22 protein-coding genes are annotated in these 21,841 nt (G+C 58.8%); 9 read left to right on the top strand and 13 right to left on the bottom strand.

Annotated elements, in window-relative coordinates:
* Positions 1 to 17 precede the first annotated feature (17 nt).
* The 5 genes from HMPREF3142_RS02555 to HMPREF3142_RS02535 all read right to left on the bottom strand — a co-directional run bounded on the left by HMPREF3142_RS02555 (position 18) and on the right by HMPREF3142_RS02535 (position 5,638).
* On the bottom strand, positions 18 to 824 hold the full coding sequence (locus tag HMPREF3142_RS02555) for an ABC transporter permease (protein WP_008804683.1): 807 nt from the start codon (positions 822 to 824) through the stop codon (positions 18 to 20).
* Complete coding sequence (locus HMPREF3142_RS02550; protein WP_064170908.1) at positions 814 to 1,743, bottom strand: ABC transporter permease; 930 nt, start codon at positions 1,741 to 1,743, stop codon at positions 814 to 816. Before HMPREF3142_RS02550 ends, HMPREF3142_RS02555 begins: the two co-directional genes overlap by 11 nt.
* A 1-nt stretch (position 1,744) precedes the next feature.
* Positions 1,745 to 2,758, bottom strand: coding sequence for an ABC transporter ATP-binding protein (locus HMPREF3142_RS02545; protein ID WP_008804681.1), 1,014 nt, complete (start codon positions 2,756 to 2,758; stop codon positions 1,745 to 1,747).
* A 16-nt stretch (positions 2,759 to 2,774) separates the two neighbouring features.
* Positions 2,775 to 3,920, bottom strand: a complete 1,146-nt coding sequence (gene ydcS, locus HMPREF3142_RS02540; RefSeq protein WP_008804680.1) for a putative ABC transporter substrate-binding protein YdcS — start codon at positions 3,918 to 3,920, stop codon at positions 2,775 to 2,777.
* Positions 3,921 to 4,225: 305 nt separating this feature from the next.
* Positions 4,226 to 5,638, bottom strand: coding sequence for an aminotransferase-like domain-containing protein (locus HMPREF3142_RS02535; RefSeq protein ID WP_022065566.1), 1,413 nt, complete (start codon positions 5,636 to 5,638; stop codon positions 4,226 to 4,228).
* Positions 5,639 to 6,319: 681 nt separating this feature from the next.
* Here HMPREF3142_RS02535 and HMPREF3142_RS02530 point away from each other — a divergent pair.
* The 5 genes from HMPREF3142_RS02530 to HMPREF3142_RS02510 all read left to right on the top strand — a co-directional run bounded on the left by HMPREF3142_RS02530 (position 6,320) and on the right by HMPREF3142_RS02510 (position 9,616).
* Positions 6,320 to 7,717 carry a cytochrome ubiquinol oxidase subunit I gene (locus tag HMPREF3142_RS02530; RefSeq protein WP_008804678.1) on the top strand — a complete coding sequence of 466 codons (1,398 nt, stop codon included), beginning with the start codon at positions 6,320 to 6,322 and terminating at the stop codon, positions 7,715 to 7,717.
* The gene (gene cydB, locus HMPREF3142_RS02525; RefSeq protein ID WP_070611511.1) at positions 7,717 to 8,727 is read left to right on the top strand and encodes a cytochrome d ubiquinol oxidase subunit II; all 1,011 of its coding nucleotides are present in this window, start codon (positions 7,717 to 7,719) and stop codon (positions 8,725 to 8,727) included. Before HMPREF3142_RS02530 ends, cydB begins: the two co-directional genes overlap by 1 nt.
* Entirely contained in the window at positions 8,727 to 8,852 is a 126-nt protein-coding gene (locus HMPREF3142_RS02520; protein ID WP_012541556.1) for a DUF2474 domain-containing protein, read from the top strand. The genes cydB and HMPREF3142_RS02520 overlap by 1 nt, the downstream gene beginning before the upstream one ends.
* Before the next feature lie 95 nt (positions 8,853 to 8,947).
* The gene (locus HMPREF3142_RS02515; protein ID WP_016161179.1) at positions 8,948 to 9,232 is read left to right on the top strand and encodes a hypothetical protein; all 285 of its coding nucleotides are present in this window, start codon (positions 8,948 to 8,950) and stop codon (positions 9,230 to 9,232) included.
* 150 nt (positions 9,233 to 9,382) lie between these two features.
* Positions 9,383 to 9,616, top strand: a complete 234-nt coding sequence (locus tag HMPREF3142_RS02510) for a DUF2554 family protein (protein WP_008804675.1) — start codon at positions 9,383 to 9,385, stop codon at positions 9,614 to 9,616.
* A 12-nt stretch (positions 9,617 to 9,628) separates the two neighbouring features.
* Here the strand turns inward: HMPREF3142_RS02510 and HMPREF3142_RS02505 are convergent, their stop codons facing one another.
* Complete coding sequence (locus HMPREF3142_RS02505; RefSeq protein ID WP_012541553.1) at positions 9,629 to 11,590, bottom strand: peptidase U32 family protein; 1,962 nt, start codon at positions 11,588 to 11,590, stop codon at positions 9,629 to 9,631.
* Positions 11,591 to 11,623: 33 nt separating this feature from the next.
* On the opposite strand from HMPREF3142_RS02505, the gene HMPREF3142_RS27290 reads away from it, so the two are divergent.
* Positions 11,624 to 11,791 carry a hypothetical protein gene (locus HMPREF3142_RS27290; RefSeq protein WP_012541552.1) on the top strand — a complete coding sequence of 56 codons (168 nt, stop codon included), beginning with the start codon at positions 11,624 to 11,626 and terminating at the stop codon, positions 11,789 to 11,791.
* 10 nt (positions 11,792 to 11,801) lie between these two features.
* Here the strand turns inward: HMPREF3142_RS27290 and HMPREF3142_RS02500 are convergent, their stop codons facing one another.
* On the bottom strand, positions 11,802 to 12,371 hold the full coding sequence (locus tag HMPREF3142_RS02500; RefSeq protein ID WP_070611509.1) for a helix-turn-helix domain-containing protein: 570 nt from the start codon (positions 12,369 to 12,371) through the stop codon (positions 11,802 to 11,804).
* 173 nt (positions 12,372 to 12,544) lie between these two features.
* Between HMPREF3142_RS02500 and HMPREF3142_RS02495 the strand changes: the two genes are divergently transcribed.
* Positions 12,545 to 13,711 carry a benzoate/H(+) symporter BenE family transporter gene (locus tag HMPREF3142_RS02495; protein WP_016161181.1) on the top strand — a complete coding sequence of 389 codons (1,167 nt, stop codon included), beginning with the start codon at positions 12,545 to 12,547 and terminating at the stop codon, positions 13,709 to 13,711.
* On the opposite strand, the gene HMPREF3142_RS02490 is transcribed toward HMPREF3142_RS02495, so the two are convergent.
* Positions 13,688 to 14,557, bottom strand: a complete 870-nt coding sequence (locus HMPREF3142_RS02490; protein ID WP_008804671.1) for a helix-turn-helix domain-containing protein — start codon at positions 14,555 to 14,557, stop codon at positions 13,688 to 13,690. The two genes, HMPREF3142_RS02495 and HMPREF3142_RS02490, sit on opposite strands and share 24 nt — an antisense overlap.
* A 181-nt stretch (positions 14,558 to 14,738) precedes the next feature.
* Between HMPREF3142_RS02490 and HMPREF3142_RS02485 the strand changes: the two genes are divergently transcribed.
* Positions 14,739 to 15,635: a DMT family transporter gene (locus tag HMPREF3142_RS02485; protein WP_070611508.1), complete on the top strand. Its 897-nt coding sequence runs from the start codon at positions 14,739 to 14,741 to the stop codon at positions 15,633 to 15,635.
* Positions 15,636 to 15,681: 46 nt separating this feature from the next.
* On the opposite strand, the gene HMPREF3142_RS02480 is transcribed toward HMPREF3142_RS02485, so the two are convergent.
* The 3 genes from HMPREF3142_RS02480 to tehA form a co-directional block, all read right to left on the bottom strand.
* Entirely contained in the window at positions 15,682 to 16,350 is a 669-nt protein-coding gene (locus tag HMPREF3142_RS02480) for a DUF3313 domain-containing protein (RefSeq protein ID WP_004143788.1), read from the bottom strand.
* Positions 16,351 to 16,614: 264 nt separating this feature from the next.
* Positions 16,615 to 17,211 (bottom strand): tellurite resistance methyltransferase TehB, encoded by a 597-nt coding sequence (gene tehB / locus HMPREF3142_RS02475; RefSeq protein WP_070611506.1) that lies wholly within the window; start codon positions 17,209 to 17,211, stop codon positions 16,615 to 16,617.
* Entirely contained in the window at positions 17,208 to 18,212 is a 1,005-nt protein-coding gene (tehA, locus tag HMPREF3142_RS02470; protein WP_070611504.1) for a dicarboxylate transporter/tellurite-resistance protein TehA, read from the bottom strand. The genes tehB and tehA overlap by 4 nt, the downstream gene beginning before the upstream one ends.
* Before the next feature lie 111 nt (positions 18,213 to 18,323).
* Here tehA and ydcK point away from each other — a divergent pair, with 111 nt between their 5' ends.
* Positions 18,324 to 19,304, top strand: a complete 981-nt coding sequence (ydcK, locus tag HMPREF3142_RS02465) for a YdcK family protein (RefSeq protein WP_008804666.1) — start codon at positions 18,324 to 18,326, stop codon at positions 19,302 to 19,304.
* On the opposite strand, the gene rimL is transcribed toward ydcK, so the two are convergent.
* Together rimL and HMPREF3142_RS02455 are read right to left on the bottom strand one after the other, a co-directional pair.
* Entirely contained in the window at positions 19,290 to 19,868 is a 579-nt protein-coding gene (gene rimL, locus HMPREF3142_RS02460; RefSeq protein ID WP_038422646.1) for a 50S ribosomal protein L7/L12-serine acetyltransferase, read from the bottom strand. The genes ydcK and rimL overlap by 15 nt on opposite strands.
* A 53-nt stretch (positions 19,869 to 19,921) precedes the next feature.
* Complete coding sequence (locus HMPREF3142_RS02455; RefSeq protein WP_012541545.1) at positions 19,922 to 21,577, bottom strand: glucan biosynthesis protein D; 1,656 nt, start codon at positions 21,575 to 21,577, stop codon at positions 19,922 to 19,924.
* Positions 21,578 to 21,841: the final 264 nt, after the last annotated feature.

Here is a 21,841-nt window from a genome sequence, read left to right as displayed (position 1 = left end):
TATCCTGTTTCATGGTTTTATTTCCCGTTTCCGGCGTCGTTATCGCCGTCGCGGGTGAGCCACCAGGCCCCTAAGATTGGTATCGTCGTTACCAGCATCACCAACAGCGCGACAACGTTGGTGACGGGCACATCGCGCGGCCGCCCCAGCTGATTCAGTAACCACAGCGGCAATGTTCGCTCATGCCCCGCGGTAAAAGTGGTGACGATAATTTCATCAAACGACAGGGCGAAGGCCAGCATTCCCCCCGCCAGCAGCGCCGATCCCAGATTGGGCAACACCACGTAGCGAAAGGTCTGCCAGCCGGTCGCGCCCAGGTCCATCGAGGCTTCCACCAGGCTCCACGAGGTCCGACGAAAGCGGGCAATGACGTTGTTAAAGACCACCACCACACAAAAGGTCGCGTGCCCCACCACAATGGTCAGTAGCCCCGGCTCGAGACCGACGGCTTTAAACGCCGTCAGCAGCGCCAGGCCGGTAATGATCCCCGGCAGGGCGATCGGTAACAGCAGCAGTAGCGATACCGCATTCTTACCAAAAAAAGTGCTGCGCCACAGGGCACCTGCAGCCAGCGTGCCAAGTACTAAGGCAATGGCCGTCGACAGGGCGGCAATTTTAAGTGACAACGTCACGGATTCGAGAATATCGCTACGCCCTGCTGCCTCGCTAAACCAGCGTAGCGTCAGCCCCTGCGGCGGAAAGCTGAAGGCCGCATCCTCCGTATTAAAAGCATAGATGGCAATGATCAGCAGCGGGAAGTGGAGGAACACCACGCCGCCCCAGGTCGCCAGTTGCAGATACCAGGGTGCGCGTTCAGAGTGCATCGAAGGCTCCCAGACGTTTCACGAACGCCAGATAAAGGGCAATCAGCACGATCGGCACGAGGGTGAACGCCGCCGCCATCGGCAGATTGCCTATCGCCCCCTGCTGCGAGTAGACCATGTTGCCGATAAAGTACCCCGGCGGCCCGACCAGCTGCGGCACGATAAAGTCGCCCAGCGTCAGCGAGAAGGTGAAAATCGATCCGGCGGCAATACCAGGGATAGCCAGCGGCAGAACCACATAGCGGAAGGTCTGTCGTGGCCCGGCGCCAAGATCGGCCGACGCCTGCAGCAAGGAGCCCGGAATGCGCTCCAGCGCCGCCTGCACCGGCAGGATCATAAACGGCAGCCAGATGTAGACGAACACCAGAAAGCGTCCCAGCCCGGAGGTGGACAAGGTGTTGCCGCCGATCGCCGGGACGGTCAGAAGCGCATTCAGCGCCCCTTCCAGTCCAAGATGGCCCAGAAACCACTGCGCCACACCATCTTTGGCCAGCAGCAGTACCCACGCGTAGGCTTTGACGATATAGCTGGCCCACATCGGCAGCATCACAGCGATATAAAAGAAAGCCTTCATTTTGCCGCTGGTATAGCGAGCCATGTACCAGGCCATCGGCAGCGCCAGCATGGCGCTGGCGAGCGTCACACTCAGGGCCATTACCAGGGTACGGACAATAATGTCGTAATTGGCGGGATTGAACAGCGCCCGCAGGTTGGCCAGCGTAAAGTCGCTGGTCACCGACATGGTGAAGTCGTCAAAGGTATAAATACTCTGCCACAGCAGGGTCAGGAGCGATCCCAGATAGACGATGCCAAACCACATCAGCGGCCCGAGCAGCAGTAAAAACAGGCCCAATGCTGGCCGACGCCAGAAGATCCCGGATACGCGCCCGGCCTGCGCAGGAATCATCGCCATGGTCATCTCAGCCTCCGCTTTCCAGCGGGGTCATCGCAGACCGCGACCATGACGCCAGCACCGTTTGCCCCATTCGCGGGGCGCTGGCTGCCGCCGCGCCATCGATATTCGCCTGGCTGACCAGCAGCTTGTCCCCCTCCGCCAGCCTGAGCTCAATCCGCGTCGCCGCCCCCTGATACTGTACCGCCTGCACTACGCCCTGAACCTGAACCTCGCCGCCGCCCTGCAGGCGAACATGCTCCGGACGCAGCGACCAGCTACCCGGCATGCCGCACAATCGCCGGGCCGCCTCGGCTTCAAAAACGTTGGCGGTGCCGACAAAGCCAGCGACAAACGCGGTCTTCGGATGCAGATAGAGATCCTGCGGCGCATCCACCTGTTCGATGCGCCCATTGTTAAACACCGCCACGCGGTCTGACATCGACAACGCTTCGCTCTGGTCGTGGGTCACGAAGATAAAAGTTATCCCCAGCGACTGCTGCAGCTTTTTCAGCTCCACCTGCATCTGCTCGCGCAGCTTTAAATCCAGCGCACCCAGCGGCTCATCGAGCAGCAGCACCCGCGGCTGGTTCACCAGCGCCCGGGCAATAGCGACCCGCTGCCGCTGGCCGCCGGAGAGCTGAGAAGGCTTACGATGATGAGCAAAGCCAAGGGCCACCTTTTCCAGCGCTTCCTGGGCGCGGGCATGGCGCGCTTTCTTCGCCATGCCTTTGACCATCAGGCCGTAGGCGACGTTGTCGAGGATCGACATATGGGGAAACAGCGCATAGTCCTGGAACACCGTATTCACATCCCGCTGCCAGGGCGGCAGTTCGCTGGCCGGCTGACCGAAAATACGGATGGTGCCGCCGGAGAGCTGCTCGAAACCGGCAATCAGCCGCAGGCAGGTGGTTTTACCCGAACCGGAGGGCCCCAGCATCGAGAAAAATTCCCCATCGCGAATGCCTATGCTAACCCCATCTACGGCCCGCACATCGCCGTACAGGCGCGATACATTCTGAAACTCGACCGCGTACGTCATTGTCTGCCTCCCGTCCTTAGCGGCCGCCCATTATCGCAATATAGTCCTGAGTCCATCTGCTGTAGGGTACGTATTTCCCGCCTTCGGCAACCGGCGTTTTCCAGAAATGGATCCGGGTAAACTGGTCATAGCCGTTGGTTTCACAGCCTTTGTCACCGAGCAGCGCGCTGGCTTTACACCCCTCTGGCACCACCGGGAGCGAGCCGAACCACGCCGCCACATCGCCCTGCACCTTCGGCGTGAGCGACCAGTTCATCCATTTGTAGGCGCAGACCGGATGCTTCGCTTCGCTGTGCAACATGGTGGTATCCGCCCAGCCGGTCACCCCCTCCTTCGGAAACACGGTGGCGATGGGCTGGCCTTCAGCCTTCAGGCCGTTGGCCTGATAGGGCCACGAGCTGGAGGCGGCCACCCCTTCGTTTTTGAAGTCGTTCATCTGTACGGTGGCGTCATGCCAGTAGCGATGGATCAGCGGCTGCTGGTCGCGCAGTACTTTCAGCACCGCGTTATACTGGGTTTCGGTCAGTTGATAGGGATCTTCGATCCCCAGCTGCGGCTGGGTGGCTTTGACAAACAGCGCGGCGTCAGCGATATAGATCGGGCCATCATAGGCCTGCACGCGTCCCTGATTGGTTTTGCCGTCCGGCAGGTTCTGTTTAACGAAGACCACGCTCCAGCTGTCCGGCGGCGTCGGGAATACACGGGTGTTGTACATCAGCAGGTTCGGCCCCCACTGATACGGCGTGCCGTAGGCTTTACCGCCGACGTTAAACCATGCCCCTTGCGCAATGCGTGGATCGAGGGTGCGCCAGCCGGCAATCAGCGCGGTATTAATCGGCTGAACGCGTTTGCCCATGATCAGACGCAGCGAGGCATCGCCCGACGCGGTCACCAGATCGTAGCCCCCCTTGGCCATCAGGCTGACCATCTCGTCAGAGGTAGCGGCGGTTTTGACATTAACCTGACACCCGGTCTCTTTTTCAAACTGAGTGACCCAGTCGTACTGCTTGTCTGTCTGGCCGCGTTCGATATACCCCGGCCAGGCAATAATATCGAGCCGCCCTTCCGGTTTATCCAGCGAGGTGAGTGGCTCCGCCGCCTGCACGGTCAAACAGGCCATGCTCAGCACATAAAGGCTGCAACGGGCAAATTTTTTGCTCATCAGGTGTTACTCCTGTCACAAGGTAATTAGCGGCAGCCGTGCCGTAAAAATATCTCCTGAAATAAGGGTAGTCAGCGGATTAACGCCCCCTGGGGAATTTATTCAGGTTGTGACCAGGGACGCATTACGCAAAAATCGCCAACACAAGCAGGACTTTATGGATTATAGACAACGAGTTAGAGAAAAAGGAGGGGTATGCGTATTTCCTATGATGAGCGCCGGTAAAATAATGACCGGCCTCAATAAAAACTCACCCTCGTTTATTTTTGCCGAGAGTTGATGGCGACGGAAAATAGCCTGAGTCGTCAGGTAAGCTGCTCACGAATAAGTTCACCCAACCGCCTCACCCCCTGCTCTTCGCGTTCCCCCCAGCCCCAGGCGGTATTAAAACGGAAAAATGAGGTCCAGCTGGCGGAGGTGGAGAACATTTTTCCTGGGGCAATGCTGATGTGCGAGGCCAGCGCCCGGGCGCTTAGCTCACTGGCGTCGGCCCCTTCCGGCAGTTCAATCCACAGAAAGTAGCCGCTGTCGCTGTGGTGGACGATAACCTCCGGCGGCAGATGGCGCAGCAGCGCCTGCCAGGCCAGCTGTTTACGCTCCGCCAGCTGGCGGCGCAAACGGCGCAGGTGGGCGTCATAGCGCTTGGTGGACAGATAATCCACCAGGGCTAGCTGCATCGGCGAGCTGGTGGAGAGCGTACTCATCAGCTGCAGTTGCTGGATCCGCCGCGCCTGTTTGCCGGCCGCCACCCAGCCGATACGAAACCCGGGCACCAGACATTTTGAAAACGAGCTGCAGTGCAGCGTCATATCCTGATGGTCCCAGTATTTCGCCGGGAGCGGTTTCTCGCGACCAAAGTAAAGCTCGCTGTAGACATCATCTTCTATCAGCATCACGTTATAGCGCGCCAGCAGCGCCACCAGCGCCGCTTTTTTTTCGGGGCTAAGGGTGAAGCCGAGCGGGTTTTGTCCGTTAGTCATTAGCCAGCAGGCCTTGACCGGGTAATTTTGCAGGGCCGCTTCCAGCGCCGTCAGGTCAATGCCCTCTTTGACGTCGGTCGCCACCGACAGCGCCTTCAGGCGCAGCCTCTCCAGCGCCTGCAGGGCGCCGTAGAAACAGGGGTTTTCCACCACCACCCAGTCGCCCGGCTCGGTCACTGCCTGCAGACTGAGGTTAAGCGCCTCCAGCGCCCCGGCGGTAATCACGATCTCGTCCGGCGAGATGTTCATCCCCTGCAGGGCATAGCGTCGGGCAATGGCGTGCCGCAGCTCGGCATTGCCCGGCGGCAGGTTCTCAATGACGCTCATGGCGGTGGCGGTTTTGCTCACCTGCGCCAGCGAGCGGTTAAGCTGCTGCAGCGGGAAGAGACGCGGGTCCGGAAAGGCCGAGGCAAAGGGCAGCATCGACGCCTGGCGGCTGGCCTGTAGCACCTCAAAGATATAGGTATTGATATCGACAGCTTCATCGCGGGTCACCTGGGCAGGCGGCGCCGGCTGTCTAAGCTTCACCGGCTGAGGGGCGACATAATAACCCGACTGCGGACGGGCGACGATGCGCCCCTGGCTTTCCAGCAGCTGATAGGCATGGCTGACGGTCATAAAGCTCATGCCGCTGCTGATCACCTGCTCGCGCAGCGACGGCAGCCGATCGCCAGGCAACCAGACGCCAAGCGCGATCTGTTCGGTCAGCTGTTGCGCCAGCTGTTGATACTTTTTCATTGCGGCCGTCCCCGTACGATAACCTCCCATTATCATATATCAGTTATAAAAAAATCATAGTTTGCTGTAACTGTTATATCTGCAGCGGCAGTCGCGTCCCGTCATAGCACGGGATAGGTTTAAAATATCACCACCCAGAATAGTGAGATTAACGCAAACCAGAAGATAATCATCACGCCGAGCGTAATGCACAAACTCTGTAATCCTTTTTCAGACATGGGCATTCCTTTTTATTTATTCCCGAGCGCATACAGTACAAATTACCCACGGAGTCGACAATTTATTATTATTTAATTTACGATTAACCCGCTCAGCGTTTTTACTTATTCTCATACTAATGCGTGAGAATAAATGACGCTAAAACTCGTTGTGCATTATCGCAAGAATTAATACGGCAACGCGTGATATTCGGGATATATTATTCCGGCCAGAAACAGTGCCGTGCCGGCGGCCGAGTCCGCCGAACAACCGCTCCCGGGATAACGGCCAAATCTCCGCTGGTCTGTTGGTTAAGCGACCCACCCCATCGGTATTTATTTGTACCGGCCGATGATTGGGACGCGAGGTGAAAAATCATAACAGCGGCCAACTGTTATGATAAAAAATGGCGCGACTGCCTCTGCCCCCCAGCCACCACCCTGCCTAAAATTGCGCTGAATCAATTTTGTAGTGGAGTCCTGCATGTTCGGTCTTGATGCATTCCATCTTGCGCGAATTCAATTCGCCTTTACGGTCTCATTTCATATTATCTTTCCCGCCATTACTATTGGGCTGGCCAGCTACCTGGCGGTACTCGAAGGTCTGTGGCTAAAAAGCAAAAATCCCACCTGGCGTTCGCTGTACCACTTCTGGTCGAAAATCTTCGCCGTCAACTTCGGCATGGGGGTGGTTTCCGGGCTGGTGATGGCCTATCAGTTCGGCACCAACTGGAGCGGTTTCTCTCAGTTCGCGGGCAGCATTACCGGCCCCCTGCTGACCTATGAAGTCCTGACAGCGTTCTTTCTGGAAGCGGGCTTTCTCGGGGTGATGCTCTTCGGCTGGAACCGCGTAGGGCCGGGGCTGCATTTCTTCGCCACCTGCATGGTGGCGCTGGGCACCATCATCTCGACCTTCTGGATCCTCGCCTCCAACAGCTGGATGCAGACCCCGCAGGGGTTTGAGATCGTTGACGGCCAGGTGGTGCCCGTCGACTGGCTGGCAGTGATCTTTAACCCGTCGTTCCCCTACCGCTTACTGCATATGACAGTAGCGGCGTTTCTCAGTAGCGCGCTGTTTGTCGGCGCCTCGGCGGCCTGGCATCTGCTGCGCGGCAATCAGTCGCCGGCGATCCGTAAGATGTTCTCTATGGCGCTGTGGATGACGCTGCTGGTCGCCCCCGTCCAGGCGCTGATCGGCGATATGCATGGTCTGAATACCCTGAAACACCAGCCGGCGAAAATAGCCGCCATTGAGGGCCACTGGGAAAACCCGCCGGGCGAGGCAACGCCGTTGCTGCTGTTTGGCTGGCCTGATATGGCGCAGGAGCGCACCCGCTACGGGCTTGAGATCCCGGCCCTGGGCAGCCTGATCCTCACCCACAGCCTTGATAAACAGGTGCCGGCCTTGAAGGAGTTCGCTCCTGAGGATCGCCCGAACGCAACCGTGGTGTTCTGGTCGTTTCGCCTGATGGCCGGTCTTGGCATGCTAATGCTCCTGCTCGGCGTACTGGCCCTGTGGCTGCGTCGCGGCGGCCGACTGTACCATTCCCGGCCATTTCTGCGCTTTGCGCTATGGATGGGCCCTTCAGGACTGATTGCTATTCTCGCTGGCTGGGTGACCACCGAAGTGGGCCGTCAGCCATGGGTGGTGTATGGCGTTCAGCGCACTGCTGACGCCGTTTCCGCCCACGGCGATCTGCATATGTCGGTCAGTTTATTGACCTTTATCGTGGTCTACAGCGCCGTCTTCGGCGTCGGCTACAGCTATATGCTGCGCCTGATCCGCAAGGGGCCGCAGGAGGTGCAGCCCGCGACAACCGGTACGCCAGCCCGCCCGCTGTCCGCCGCCACTGAAGGTTATCTGCAGAAGGAGTCCCGCTAATGGGTATCGAATTATCGGTGATCTGGTTCGTGATTATCGTCTTTGCCACGCTGATGTACATTGTCATGGATGGCTTTGATCTGGGCATCGGGATGTTGTTCGGCACAGTACGGGGCAGCACCGAGCGCGACGTAATGGTCAACAGCGTCGCCCCGGTGTGGGATGGCAATGAGACCTGGCTGGTACTGGGCGGCGCTGGTCTGTTTGGCGCTTTTCCCCTCGCCTACGCGGTGATAATCGACGCCCTGTCGATCCCCCTGACCCTGATGCTGATCGGCCTGATTTTTCGCGGCGTCGCCTTTGAGTTTCGCTTCCAGGCCACCCCGTCGCACCGACCCTTCTGGGACCGTGCCTTTTTTGGCGGTTCCCTGCTGGCGACCTTCAGCCAGGGCGTGGTGGTCGGGGCGGTGATCAACGGTTTCACCGTCAGCGGTCGCGCCTTCAGCGGCGGCATGTTTGACTGGCTGACCCCGTTCAGCCTGTTTTGCGGACTCGGGCTGTGCGTGGCCTATGCGCTGCTCGGCGCCACCTGGCTGGTGATGAAAAGCGAAGGCGCGCTGCAGCAGCGGATGCGAAGCGCATCGCGGCAGCTGCTGGTTGCCCTGCTGGCGGTGTTTGCCGTCATCAGCCTGTGGACTCCGCTGGCGCACCCGGCAATTGTCGCCCGCTGGTTCAGCCTGCCGAATCTCTATTTCCTGCTGCCGGTGCCGCTGCTGGTGATCCTCATCAGCGGCTGGCTGTGGCGTACGCTGCATCAGCGCGACCGCCATGTTTCGCCCTTCACGCTGACGCTGGGCCTGGTCTTTCTCGGCTTTAGCGGACTGGGGATCAGCATCTGGCCGCATATTATCCCGCCGGCCATCACGCTGTGGCAGGCTGCCGCTCCCCCGCAAAGCCAGGGCTTTATGCTGGTGGGCGCACTGCTGATTATTCCGGTCATTCTTGGCTACACCTGCTGGAGCTATTACGTGTTCCGCGGCAAAGTTCAGCCCGGGGAGGGATATCACTGATGCATACTGCCTGGCCTAAACGTCTGCTGTGGCTGATCGCGCTCTGGGGAGGCAGCGTACTGACGCTGGCCGCCATCAGCCTGCTGTTTCGCCTGCTGATGAACGCCGCAGGGCTAAAAGTCTGAGTGGGATGCAGAGAAGTCCGAAAAGGGATTTCTCCATCTTATCTTCACTTTTGCCTGATGAAATACGGCGATACATCAGAAGAAAGGATATTGCTATGAAGAAGTTAGCTTTACTGTCCGCCGTGATGACGCTGGGAATATCGTCATGGGCGTTCGCTGCCGACAACCCGCCACCGCCGCCAGAAAAAGGCGCGCAGCATCAGGGTAAACCGCCGGCGAAAAACGGCCAACACGATGGTAAGCAAGCGCAACACAACGGCAAGCAGCCACAACGAGATGGCAAACAGCCGCAGCATGATGGCAAACAGCCGCAGCGTGACGGCAAGCAGCCACCAAAAGGCGGCGAGCACAGCGGGAAACCGCTGCCGCCAAAAGCATAACCCCTCAGGCCTGGCCTTCTGCGCCAGGCTTTTTTTCACCTTCTTTCAGCTGACATTGACAAACTCTTGCCCTTCTTTGAGAAGCCGAGAAAAAAACCTGCACAACGCCTGGCATAGTAAGCCCACCCCATTGATTCGCAGAGTAAAGGTATGTTGAGGAGAAGCATGAGCGCGCTGCTGTTGCTGTGCGCGCTGTTTTCAGGACATCTGCTGGCCCACCGCCAGGGGCACGATTACTTTCCGGTGCAGAGCCTCGAACAGCAGCTGCTGCACGAGGCGGACAGCGACGAGCTTCGCAGCCAGTGCGAGGAGGCCGCCGCCGATCTGAACGAGCATCACCGCTGGCAGGATGCCCGCAAACCGCGGGCGCCGCATTACCCGTAGCGTCGCGCTGGATCAGGCTCCTTTGCGCTTCGGCAGGGTCTTCATCAGCTCATCCGGGCTGACGGAGGCGACGATGCTCCCGGGAAGCGGCATTTTGAGGATGTGGTTTTTAATCTTCCCGACGACATGCATTTCGCACGGGCGACAGTCAAACTTCAGGGTCAGCACTTCATCGCCGTGGATCAGCTGCATCGGCGTGGCTTTCCAGCTCTTGATGGAGCCTTTCGCCTGTTTCGGACAAAGATTAAACGCAAACCGCAGGCAGTGTTTGGTGATCATCACCGGCACATCGCCCTTCTCTTCGTGCGCTTCATAGGCGGCGTCAATCAGCTGCACGCCATAGCGCTGGTAAAAGGCCCGCGCCTTATGGTTATAGACGTTGGCGAGGAAGGAGAGATGGGTCTCCGGATAGACCGGCGGCGGTACGGAGACCGGCTTGCGGGTGCCGCGTTGCCAGGCGTTGAGGCGCGCTTCGTCCAGCATTTCAGCCGTTTCACGACGCAGCTGGTTGAGCAGGCTGTTGGGGACAAACAGCGGCGGCAGGTTGACCTGCACGTCGCGTGGGTAGTAAATGGTCTGCCCCAGTTTTGTGACGCCGTCACGCAAATTGGCCAGCGCTTTTTCTGCCTGATTGGCTTCGGCGAACGCTCCGTCGAGAGTATGGGTCACGCTGACGCCATCTTCACAGGTCATGGTCAGAACCAGCTGTTCCTGCCAGCCGCTCAGCGTAACGTCCACGGCGATGCGGCGTTCGCTGGAGGTCTTCAGCAGCGCCTGCTGCCAGTTGTGATCGAGGTTACGGTTGAGCGCCTGGTGCGGACGCGCTTTATGCAGATCCGCCGGCATCTCGTTCGGCCACACCCGATAGCGATTTTCGCCGGTTTTCTCCACCGTATTGGCACGGAAGCCCACCACTTCACGCTTGATCATCACGTTAAGGCCATCGCCGTTGGTTAACGGTTCGCTCACTTCGACATCAAGATGGTCTTTCCCCACCTTCAAGACTTCGCCCACCGGCAGCCCGATAAATTTCGGCGAATCAAAGGCGCCGATGTCGCCTTTACGGGCATTGACGAAGTAATCGGTGCTGCCGCGGTGGAAGGTTTTATCGGTAGACGGAATAAAAAAGTGCTCGGTGCGCCCTGCCGAGGCGCGCGCCAGGTCGCCGCGGTCTTCGATAATGGCATCCAGCATTTGACGGTAGTGCGCAGTGATGTTTTTCACATAACTCATGTCTTTGTAACGGCCTTCAATTTTGAAGGAACGTACCCCGGCGTCGATCAGCGCCGCCAGGTTGGCGGTCTGATCGTTGTCCTTCATCGACAGGAGATGTTTTTCATAGGCCACCACCCGTCCCTGATCGTCTTTCAGGGTATACGGCAGGCGGCAAGCCTGCGAGCAGTCGCCCCGGTTGGCGCTACGTCCGGTCTGGGCGTGCGAAATGTTGCACTGCCCGGAATAGGCCACGCACAGCGCGCCATGAATAAAGAATTCAATGGTGGCGTCGGTATGGTCATAAATAGCTTTGATCTGACTGAGATTCAGTTCACGCGCCAGCACGATCTGGCTGAAGCCGGCGTCGGAGAGAAATTTCGCTTTTTCCACGCTGCGGATATCACACTGGGTGCTGGCGTGCAGCTCAATCGGCGGCAGATCCAGCTCCATGATCCCCATATCCTGCACAATCAGCGCGTCAACGCCCGCCTCATAAAGATCGGTAATCAGCCGCTGCGCCGGCTCCAGCTCATCATCATGCAGAATGGTGTTCAGCGTGACAAAGATTTTGGCGCCATAGCGATGGGCAAAAGGCACCAGACCGGCGATGTCGCTCAGGCTGTTGCTGGCATTGTGACGAGCGCCAAAGTCAGGCCCACCGATATAAACGGCGTCGGCGCCGTGGAGGATCGCTTCGCGAGCGATACCGGCGTCGCGGGCAGGACTAAGAAGTTCAAGACGATGATTGTGCAGGCGCATACGCGTGTTGTTATCCAGTATAAGGGGGTCGAAATGGCGGCTATTGTAGTCAGAACCGGGCACAGACGAAAACCTTTTCCACCGTCGCGCGACGACGAATTTTCATTTTTCAGCAAAGTATTGACGGAAAAGATAGTTCCTTCACATCCTCGCGCAGCGTACTGTCATCTCGTATTCCGGATTTTCCTCGTCACGTTGTGAGTGGTTATCATCAGTCATCTTGTCTGGCCGCGGGTTCGCCCGCGGTTTTTTCTTTTGGATAATGGATAAGAGAATGGAAATGGGCCGCCTGAATGCCGCGGTTACGATACGCATGCGCCTCATCGCCGGCGAAGCGCCGTCCCTCCCCTGGCTGCAGTAAATGCCACTCCCCCTGTAAACAGAGATCAAGGGCGCCGCTAATCACCACCACATGTTCAATCACCCCTTTCTCATGCGGCGTCGATTCGCTCAACGCGCCGGGGGCAAGGGTTATCGAAAAATGGTCAAAGCGCAGCTCCGGGTCCCACGGGAAGACCGGGGTCACCACCATCGCCTGCTGCTGCGGATCAAAAGCGGAAGGCGCTGCGCTGGCGTCCGGAACGATAAACGCCGAAAACGGCACGTTCAGCCCGGTGGCAATCTTCCACAGCGTCGCCACCGTCGGGCTCGATTCATTACGCTCAATCTGCCCCAGCATGGCTTTCGACACCCCCGTCTCTTCTGCCAGACGCGAGAGACTCCAGCCACGCTGCTGGCGCAGGGTTTTGAGCGTTGCCGCCAGATGTTGCGCAATATTCATCCTACCTCCTGACTTGTACAGGCAAGAGTATATCCCCATTTGCCTGATTCTACAGGGCGTTTCTCGGCATATCACTGTGAGAACAGGTGTCTTACGCTCTCCACACCCGCACCTTGTGCGCTATAACGCACAGTGATAGAGTATTTGTATGTTATAACGCACAAGAGAATCCTATGCGCTCGTTTACCCTTCCTCTTCCCACTCTGTTGGCGGGTTTCGTCGCTGTACTGGTGGGCTACGCCAGTTCAGCCGCCATTATCTGGCAGGCTGCTGCGTCTGCTGGCGCTACCCCCGGGCAGATCGCCGGCTGGATGACGGCCCTTGGCCTCGCCATGGGTATCAGCACCCTTGCGCTGAGCGGCTGGCGTAAAGTTCCTGTGCTCACCGCCTGGTCAACGCCGGGCGCCGCGCTGCTGGTCAGCGGTCTACAGGGAGTCACCCTCGCCGAGGCCGTGGGGGTGTTTATCTTTGCCAACGCGCTGATCGTCCTTTGCGGCGTGACGGGCCTGTTTGCCCGGCTGATGAAGATCATTCCCCATTCACTGGCAGCCGCGATGCTGGCCGGGATCCTGCTGCGTTTCGGTTTGCAGGCCTTCGCCGGCTTACAGGACCATCTGCTGCTGTGCGGCGGCATGCTCGCCGCCTGGCTTCTCTGTAAAGCGCTGTGGCCCCGCTTCGCGGTAGTCGCCGCGCTGGTGGTGGGGGCGCTGATCGCGGCGGCCTCCGGGGACGTCGCCAGGACGGCCGTACCGCTGGCCTTCGCGGCACCAGAGTGGATCGCGCCGCAGTTTACCCCGGCGCTGCTGCTCAGTGTCGGCCTGCCGTTTTTCCTCGTCACCATGGCCTCGCAGAACGCCCCCGGGTTCGCCACGCTGCAGGCATCCGGCTACACCGTACCGGTATCGGCACTGCTCGTCGCCTGTGGAGGTCTGGCGTTGTTGCTGGCGCCGTTTGGGGTCTACTCCATCTGCATCGCGGCGATCACCGCTGCGATTTGCCAGAGTCCGGAGGCGCACCCGGATCCGCAACAGCGCTGGCTGGCGGCCATGGCCGCAGGCGGTTTTTATCTGCTGGCAGGTCTGTTCGGCGGATCGATCACCGCCCTGATGTCGGCTTTACCCGCGGCGTGGATCCAAATGCTGGCCGGCCTGGCGCTGCTTGGCACCATCGGCGGCAGCCTGTTTCAGGCGGTACATCAGGCCAGTGAGCGCGATGCGGCGGTGCTGACCTTCCTGGTCACCGCCAGCGGCGTGACGCTGGCGGGAATTGGTTCGGCCTTCTGGGGCGTGGTGCTTGGTGGGGTAAGCTATGGCGTGTTATCCGCGCTGCGCCGCCCTTAGCTGGGACGGCGTCAGGCCGGTGGCCGCTTTCACCCGATGGCTGAAATGGCTGGCGGAGCTGAAGCCGCAGGCCAGCGCAATCTCCGTTAACGGCAGCGCGCTGTGGCAGAGCAGATTTTGCGCCCTGGCCATTCGCTGCTGCATCACATATTGATGCGGGGCCATATTCAGCGACTGGCGGAACATGCGGGCAAAATGGAACTCACTGAGTCCCGCCTGTTGCGCCAGGTCGGCCAGGGTCAGCGGCTGATCGAGGTGGGCATCGATCCAGGCCAGCACGTGACGCTTCACGCCCGGCGCCAGCCCTCCGGTGACCGTCGGCAAACGCCACTGCACGGTGGAATAGTGCTGGATCAGATGGGTGAGCAGTAAGCTGCTGGCGGCGCTGAGGGTCAACTGGTTCGCCGGCTGTCGCCAGTCATTGGCCAGTAAAAACTGGCGGTACACCGCGGTGATTTTGTCATCGCTGGCGAAGGTTTTTTCCTGCAGGGTGAAGTTTGCCGGGCTACGATCCCACACCTCTTCGCCGACGCGGCGCAGGTGCTCATCGGTACAGTAGAGATGCACAAAAGACAGATCGCCGCGGATATCCCAGACGCTCTCATCCCCTTTCGGCATCAGACAAAAGCGATCCGGGCCGCCGCCATTTTTCCAGCCGTGCGGCGTCTTTTGATAGCTTTCATAGCCATCGGCGACGTACAGGCTCAACGTATGGTGATCGCTGCGCACCGTCACGGTATCGCAATTGTTGTACCAGGCGGCCAGTTGAATTCCGGAATTCAGCTCCACCGTGCCCCGCAGCACCGCGTTCTGTCGCCGTAATGTTTCAAACGTCCCGTAACCCATTGCCTTCACGCATCTGCCCGTAAAAGCTCTAGTCTAGGGAGACTCCGGCGCGGTTTCCAGTCCTCACCGCAGGCGAATGACAAATAAGCGCAAGAATTTGCAAGCCGACAACAAGCGGGTGAAAGCTGCCGGTTGCGACAGGCGGCATACTCCTCCCTTCAACAAGCAGAGGAGAGTCAGGGTGAACGCATTACTTTATGCACTCGTTGTCGTGATCTGGGGGACAACGTGGATTGCGATTTTTTTACAACAAGGGCCGGTGGCCGCGCCGGTATCGATTTTCTGGCGTTTCGCCGTAGCCAGCGTCACGATGCTGGCGATTCTGCTCGTCACACGACGCCTGCGGCCGCTGGGCGCGAAAGATCATCTCTGCTGCCTGCTGCAGGGCTGCTGCGTCTTCTGCTTCAATTTCTGGTGTTTTTATACTGCCGCGGCCTGGATCAACACCGGTCTGGAATCGGTGATCTTTTCCATGGCCGTACTGTTTAACGCCATTAACAGCTTTCTTTTTTTTCGCCAGCAGCCGCCGGGCCGCTTCTGGGCCGCCGCCGCGCTGGGCCTCGCCGGTATCGTCACCCTGTTCTGGGATGACCTGCTGGCCAATGGGCTAAACGCCTCGCTGCTGTGGGGGATCGGTCTGAGCGCCCTGGGCACCTACGGCTTTTCACTGGGCAATATGTTCAGCATTCGCCACCAGCGGCGAGGGCTGGAAACCCTCACCACCAACAGTTGGGCGATGCTCTACGGGACGCTGGTGATGGGCGCGATCGCCCTGCTACGTGGCGATAATTTTATGCCGGAGTGGACCGTCAGCTACCTTGGCGCCCTGCTTTACCTGGCGCTGTTCGGCTCAGTGATCGCCTTTGGGGCCTATTTCACTCTCGTGGGGCGCATCGGCGCCAGCAAAGCCGCCTACAGTACGCTGCTATTTCCGCTGGTCGCATTATCCATTTCCACCGTCTATGAAGGGTATGTCTGGCACAGCAACGCCGTGATCGGGCTGGCGCTGATCCTGCTGGGTAACCTGGTGATGTTTGCCAAACCGGAACAGCTGCTGCTGCGCCGAAGGCTGGCCTGAGGAGACAGAAGAGAAACAGCGCCGTCGTCAGACGGCGCTGGCACGATTAACGCTGAGAGGGATCGAATTTGACGGCGTCGACCGCCATATCATCGATCACCTGCTTCAGGGTATCGACGGTCAGCGGCGTATTCTCATTCGCCAGGGTTTTGCCTTCCCCTTTACGAACGACCTTGATGACCGGCTTATTGGTGCTGGCGTCAATGACCTCCGCCTCAAAGTACAGATCGGTGTCCATGGTACGATGGCCGGTGGCGGCCTGGGTGCCGGCGACAATCATAGCGACCGGGATCACTTCATAGAACTGCAGCCCCTCTTTGCTGGAATCCACCCCGGTGATCGCCCCGCGGAAGATGAGGCTGCGCTTGCCGGCGGTAGTGGCCAGCGGTTTACGCTCGGAAATAGCCTGTTTCAGCTCTTTGTTGGTGTAGTTAAGAATATCCTGCAGCGCCTTTTCCCCTACCTGGGTGGTCGGCTTCGGTACCGGATAGTAGGTCACCGGGTGATAAACGATATTGTCATAGTTGGCTGGATTGAAGTTCGGATCGATCCAGCGCAGCTCCGGCTTGCCGGAGGCAGAGGTCGTTTCTTTCAAACTGGAATAATCTTTTAAGAAGCCCGAATACTGATTCGGTTGCGCCACTTTCGCCGCACAGCCGGTCAACGCCAATATTCCCGCCAGAGCGGCGACTTTCAGTAAAACGCGAGTACGCATAGAGAGATCCCTGTAAATGCAGTTTTTTTTCGGCAGACGTTATAGCAAATAGGACCCACTAGTTTTGTGACAAAAAAAGGGCTTCGTCAAGGAAGATTTATAAATATTGATAGGATGAACATTACGTTATTAAATAATCACTTAAAACAGGCAGAAGGCTGCTTTTTATCCCTCTTTTATACGGTGACTTCCTCGCTTATTTTCCCTGCTCTTCACCTTACTACGCGGCGCGGGCAACGTCCTGATTCCCCACGCCGCCGCGTATCAGGCAGGCTTGCGCGCCAACAGGGTGGCGAAGCGCAATTTGATGCGATTGCCGTTGGCGTCGGTGCGATGCAGCTCGCCGACGTCCTCATTGTATTTCAGCAGCTCCCAGCCCTGGTAATAATCACGAAGCTCATCGGGTTTAAAGGCAAACGGGAAGCCGACGGTGCAGGGATAATCTTCGGTATCCATTGCCGCCACAATCAGGTTATAGCCACCGGCGGCGGTGCAGCGCTGCATATTGGCGATCAGACCCGGGATGGTGTCAGGCTCCAGGAACATCATCACCACGGTGGAGAGGATCAGGTCATACTCCCCATCAAAGGTCAGGCTATTGAGGTCTGTTATCGCGGTGCGGAGATTTTCCAGCGCCTCGGCAGCGCGAATACTTTCCAGATTATTGATGCTCATCGGATTTTTATCCCACGCCGTCACCGTGAATCCGTTCGCCGCCAGATAAAGGCTGTTACGCCCGTTGCCACAGCCCAGATCCAGCGCCCGCCCCGGCGGCACCACTGTCGCAGCATGCAGCACCTCGGAATGGGTGCGTGTCAGGCCATATTTATCACTAAAATAATCCGCGTCACGCGTTGTCATGATCCTTCCTTCTTATTCAGGAGTGTTTCCCGGTCGACCTGTACCAGCAGTTTCCCGCTCACCAACAGCAAAATTGTGCGCAGTAACAGCAGGCCGACAACCAGATTGCTAAAAATAAACAGCGGCATTGCCAGATGGTGAAAAAAGCCGTCCGCCCTGGCCTGGCCGAGATGCAGGCCGGTGGTGGCCAGTGCGGAAATACCGAACGAGAAGCTCCAGAAGGAAGCATTGAACGGCTGGCGAAGATACCAGGGCATCAGGCGCAGCATGAACAGTAGCTGCAGCAGGCCGTAACCAAACAGCAGCTTCGCGAAGGTATCCGCTTCCCCACCGTTGACGCTGAGCCAGGCGCTGCAGGCCACCAGCGCAGGCGCCAGTTGGATCCCCAGCGAGGTGCGCAGCGGCGTCGGCAGCTCGCCCGCGCTGCGCAGACGCTGGAGGATCGCCGGCTCGAGGCTCAACCAGGAGAAGACCCCGGCGCCGAGGAACACCAGCCCGCCGTCGGTAAATCCCAGCGCGCCGCAGGCCATCGCGCTAATGAAATTATTGGCCACCGTGGGCAGATAGAGCCCCGGCGTGGTGGCCTCGTGAGGATGCGTCCCCCGCCACAAGCCGCCACTTTGCCAGGCGGCATAGGCAAGCTGCAGCGCCACCCCCGGCACAAACAATCCCAGCGCCAGCGGTCGCCACCAGGGCACCAGCCCGATCGCCACCAGCAGCGTGGTGGCCGGAAACAGGCTGACAAAGCTGCTGCTGACCGGATGACGCATCTCCCGTAGCACGCTCGCCGGAAAGCGAATTGCCCGGCTGATAAACGCCATGCTGAGCAGCGCCCACATCGCAATCGCCAGCATCACCAGACCATCGCCGATGCTGCGGCTAACCGGCCAGAGCGTGCTGGCGTAGCGCCAGGCGAAGCCCATTCCGATGGTGCCGAGCACCATACCAAAATAGCCTGCCGGCAGGTTCAGCGCCTGCCGCGGCGTTTGCTTGCTCTTCATTTTGTTGATGATATCAATTTAATTTGAAGTTGCATTTTAAAGGAACCTTATCCCGCGCGCTACGGTGATCTTTGCTATGTTTATGTTAACCATAAGTAATGAGGATCGGGAATGCGTAAATACCGTCTCAGCGAACAGACCCGGCAGTATTGTTACCAGGAAGAGGCTGGCAAACAGAGCGTCACCCTGCGCCAGATAGTGGCGCTTATCGATTTCGCTGACGTCAAAGCAGGCAGCGAAGGCGGTTGGGTGGACGCGGAAAGCGCTCTCAGCCAACAGGGAGAGTGCTGGATCTACGATGCCAACAGCGTGGTTTTCGCCGGGGCAAGTATCCGCGACGACGCTCGCTTAACCGGGCCCTGCGTGGTCAGCCACGAGGCCGCCATCGGCGGACGGGCATGCATTCATGCCTCGCACATTAGCCATCACGCGCAGATAAGTGACAACGTCACGATTAATCATAGTCTGGTGCGCGGTTACTGTCGCCTCGCCGACGAGGCGCGTCTCCTGCCGCACTGTCAGGTGATTGCCGCCCGCGGTCTGACCGCCGATCGCGACAAAGTCCTGCAGATTTATCAGCGAGCCACCGTTAGCGCCTCGCGTATTCTTCATCAGGCGCAAATCTACGGCGATGCCTTTGTCGAGCACGCTTTTGTCGAACATCGCGCAGAAGTGTTCGACCAGGCAAGACTGGAGGGGAACGAAGAAAACGACGTCTGGGTGTGCGATAACGCCCGGGTTTATGGTCATGCGCGACTGATCGCCGGTCGCGGAGAGGATGCCATTCCCACCGTGCGCTACAGTTCGCAGGTGGCGGAGAATGCGGTGATTGAAGGCAACTGCCTGTTAAAGCACCGGGCGATGGTCGGGGGCGAGGCGCAGCTGCGCGGTGGTCCGATTCTGCTCGACGACGATGTGCTGATCCAGGGGCGGACAGTCATCATCGGCGATGTGATCGTTGAGCACCAGGTATCCATCAATGACGAGGTGCAGATTGCCGCACAGGAGGGAGAGGCCATTCATCTGCGCGGCCCGAAAACGCTTGACGGCCAGCAGCACATCACCCGCACGCCGCTGTTAGGCGCCCTCTAGCGCCTCGTCGCGGTCAATAATGCGCGAATAGATATTCTGATCGTCATAGCTGCCGTTCAGATACTCGGCCTGCCTGAGGCAACCTTCAAGAACGAACCCATTGCGCAACGCCACCTGGTTACTGCGGGTATTGGCCACCCGGCATTTGATCACAAACCGGCGCACCAGCCCGCTGTGGGCATAATGGTGGATAAAGGCCTGCAGGGAGCGGGAAAGCAGCCCCTGCCCCTGGTACTCTTCATCGATCCAGTAACCGATATAGGCCGTTTTGTTCTGCGGCTCGATCTGGTTGAACGACAGAACGCCAACGAGTCGATGGTCGAGAAACAGCAAAAACATTTTGGCGTAATCCCGCTGATGCAGAATCACGTTACCCTGCACATGGCGGCGGGTCTCCTCTTCGCTGTTCACTTCGGCGGGCCAGTTGAGCGATTGCTGCAGCCAGTGGCGGTTTTTCACCACCAGCTGGTGCAGATCGCTGACGTAGCGCTCATCAATCGCGATAAGCGTCAGTGCGTCGGTCACCGGGATCGTCTCAGGTACTGCGGGAATATCTGTAGTCATGGGGCTCTCTACTGGCCCGCAGGCGTTGCTTGCGGGCCGCGGCTGTCACGGGATTATTTCATGATCCGGTCGTCAACGTAGTTACGTTTATCCGGCGCCGGCGGGAAGTACTGATAGAGCCAGGTTTCGCTGATGGCTTCGCCCTGACAGCGCAGGAACAGGCGCATCTCCACCGGGTCGGTCGAGTCGGAGGTCGGATACCAGTCGAAGAGGATCCGGTAGCCATCGAACGGCTCGACATAGAGGATCTCAATCTGCTTCGCTTCCCCGCTGGAGAGGGTGATCACCGGTTCAATACCGCGCGGCGCGGCGGCCTTCAGATCGCCGCCGACAAAATCGATGGCAAAACGACGCGCCCACTTATCCGGATAGTGCTCGCCCGGCGCCCAGCCTTCCGGGAAGCCCCCCATCCCGGTGCGGGTGGCGAGCACACGCGCCAGCGGGGTGCTCACCGGCGGCTGCGCGCTCCAGTAGAGACGGTAGCGGAAGTCCAGTTCGTCGCCCGCCTTCACCGCTTTTTCCGGCTGCCAGAAGCAGACGATATTATCCAGCGTTTCGCCGGTGGTTGGGATCTCCATCAGGCTGACCGCCCCTTTCCCCCACTGGTTACGCGGCTCAACCCACAGGCTGGGGCGCTTGTTATACCAGCCCATCACGTCCTGGTAATGGGAGAAATCGCGGTCCAGCTGCAGCAGACCGAAGCCGCGCGGGTTCTTGTCCTGGAAGGCGTTGAACTGCAGCTTCTGCGGGTTATTCAGCGGCCGGCAGACCCATTCGCCGTTCCCCAGCCACATCGACAGCCGATCGGAGTCGTGGATCTGCGGGTGGATGGTATCGCACATCCGGCGCTCGTTGTTGCCGCAGCTGAACATACTGGTCATCGGCGCGATACCCAGCTGTTTGATGTCCTTGCGGGCATAAAGGTGGTTTTCCACGTCCATGATGACCTGGGTATCCTGGCAATGGATGGTGAACTTGTAGGCCCCGGTGATGCTCGGGCTATCCAGCAGCGCATAAACGGTAAAGACCGTGGCGTCCCCTTTAACCGTTTCGAACCAGAAGGAGGTGAAATCAGGGAACTCTTCCGGGGTATCGGTAAAGGTGTCTACCGCCAGCCCACGAGCCGACAAGCCGTACTGGTAGGTGCTGTCTACCGCGCGGAAATAACTGGCGCCAAGGAACGCCACGATATCGCGGCGCGCCAGCTCCGGCGCTTTAAACACCCGGAATCCGGCGAAGCCGAGGTCGGACTGCCCTTCCAGCTGGCGGGTGTCGACCCCGGCGTCATTGTACTTAAACAGCTCAGGGCGGAAATGGATCTCGCGCGCCTGCTGAGTGGCGGCGTCAAGAGAGAACATCCGCACGCGGCGACGGAACCCCATCCCGACGTGGAAAAACTGGATGTCCAGTTTGCGTTCTTCGATGTTGTTCCACAGCGAGTGGTTGGCGTCATACTGGATGCTGTTATAAGCCTGCGGAGTCAGATTGGCCAGCGTCGGCGGCAGATCGCGCGGGGCGCCGCCCCATGGCTGGCGCGCCAGATCGTGGGCCATCGCCTGCAGCACGGTGTAATCGAAACGACGCGTTTGCCCGTCGGCAATACCCGCGTCTTCGGCAAAAGCGGCCTGACTGAATAAGGAAGCGACTCCTGACGTCCCGCATACGGCGGCAACAGCCATGGAAGATTTAAGAAAACGTCTGCGGTTCATGCCTGAGAAAGCGTCCTTCTGCACGGGTGAATTGATTCGCAACGCGTCATCACGCTGCGTGATAAATTCCGCCCACTCTAGACAAAAACGATTAATAATCCAATTGTTGCCCGCAGAAAAAAGGTAAAAAAGCCCTGTCTACCGGAACAACCCGTTTTTTTACTTTTCCTTCGACGTGCGGCCGGGGAAAGAACAGACTGCCGGCCGCTTTTTCGCCTGACCATTGAGCGGATAGCTCTTCCTCGCTGCGGTATATTCATCACA

Source organism: Klebsiella sp. HMSC16C06, assembly GCF_001808325.1.
In the GTDB taxonomy this organism is placed as follows: domain Bacteria; phylum Pseudomonadota; class Gammaproteobacteria; order Enterobacterales; family Enterobacteriaceae; genus Klebsiella; species Klebsiella variicola.
This window is presented reverse-complemented; position numbering and strand designations above follow the sequence as displayed.

What these genes read in the sequence shown, in the direction of transcription:
- HMPREF3142_RS02555 (WP_008804683.1), bottom strand. Translation starts at nt 824, where the DNA reads ATGCACTCTGAACGCGCACCCTGGTATCTGCAACTGGCGACCTGGGGC.
- HMPREF3142_RS02550 (WP_064170908.1), bottom strand. Translation starts at nt 1,743, where the DNA reads ATGACCATGGCGATGATTCCTGCGCAGGCCGGGCGCGTATCCGGGATC.
- HMPREF3142_RS02545 (WP_008804681.1), bottom strand. Translation starts at nt 2,758, where the DNA reads ATGACGTACGCGGTCGAGTTTCAGAATGTATCGCGCCTGTACGGCGAT.
- ydcS (WP_008804680.1), bottom strand. Translation starts at nt 3,920, where the DNA reads ATGAGCAAAAAATTTGCCCGTTGCAGCCTTTATGTGCTGAGCATGGCC.
- HMPREF3142_RS02535 (WP_022065566.1), bottom strand. Translation starts at nt 5,638, where the DNA reads ATGAAAAAGTATCAACAGCTGGCGCAACAGCTGACCGAACAGATCGCG.
- HMPREF3142_RS02530 (WP_008804678.1), top strand. Translation starts at nt 6,320, where the DNA reads ATGTTCGGTCTTGATGCATTCCATCTTGCGCGAATTCAATTCGCCTTT.
- cydB (WP_070611511.1), top strand. Translation starts at nt 7,717, where the DNA reads ATGGGTATCGAATTATCGGTGATCTGGTTCGTGATTATCGTCTTTGCC.
- HMPREF3142_RS02520 (WP_012541556.1), top strand. Translation starts at nt 8,727, where the DNA reads ATGCATACTGCCTGGCCTAAACGTCTGCTGTGGCTGATCGCGCTCTGG.
- HMPREF3142_RS02515 (WP_016161179.1), top strand. Translation starts at nt 8,948, where the DNA reads ATGAAGAAGTTAGCTTTACTGTCCGCCGTGATGACGCTGGGAATATCG.
- HMPREF3142_RS02510 (WP_008804675.1), top strand. Translation starts at nt 9,383, where the DNA reads ATGTTGAGGAGAAGCATGAGCGCGCTGCTGTTGCTGTGCGCGCTGTTT.
- HMPREF3142_RS02505 (WP_012541553.1), bottom strand. Translation starts at nt 11,590, where the DNA reads ATGCGCCTGCACAATCATCGTCTTGAACTTCTTAGTCCTGCCCGCGAC.
- HMPREF3142_RS27290 (WP_012541552.1), top strand. Translation starts at nt 11,624, where the DNA reads ATGGCGGCTATTGTAGTCAGAACCGGGCACAGACGAAAACCTTTTCCA.
- HMPREF3142_RS02500 (WP_070611509.1), bottom strand. Translation starts at nt 12,371, where the DNA reads ATGAATATTGCGCAACATCTGGCGGCAACGCTCAAAACCCTGCGCCAG.
- HMPREF3142_RS02495 (WP_016161181.1), top strand. Translation starts at nt 12,545, where the DNA reads ATGCGCTCGTTTACCCTTCCTCTTCCCACTCTGTTGGCGGGTTTCGTC.
- HMPREF3142_RS02490 (WP_008804671.1), bottom strand. Translation starts at nt 14,557, where the DNA reads ATGGGTTACGGGACGTTTGAAACATTACGGCGACAGAACGCGGTGCTG.
- HMPREF3142_RS02480 (WP_004143788.1), bottom strand. Translation starts at nt 16,350, where the DNA reads ATGCGTACTCGCGTTTTACTGAAAGTCGCCGCTCTGGCGGGAATATTG.
- tehB (WP_070611506.1), bottom strand. Translation starts at nt 17,211, where the DNA reads ATGACAACGCGTGACGCGGATTATTTTAGTGATAAATATGGCCTGACA.
- tehA (WP_070611504.1), bottom strand. Translation starts at nt 18,212, where the DNA reads ATGAAGAGCAAGCAAACGCCGCGGCAGGCGCTGAACCTGCCGGCAGGC.
- ydcK (WP_008804666.1), top strand. Translation starts at nt 18,324, where the DNA reads ATGCGTAAATACCGTCTCAGCGAACAGACCCGGCAGTATTGTTACCAG.
- rimL (WP_038422646.1), bottom strand. Translation starts at nt 19,868, where the DNA reads ATGACTACAGATATTCCCGCAGTACCTGAGACGATCCCGGTGACCGAC.
- HMPREF3142_RS02455 (WP_012541545.1), bottom strand. Translation starts at nt 21,577, where the DNA reads ATGAACCGCAGACGTTTTCTTAAATCTTCCATGGCTGTTGCCGCCGTA.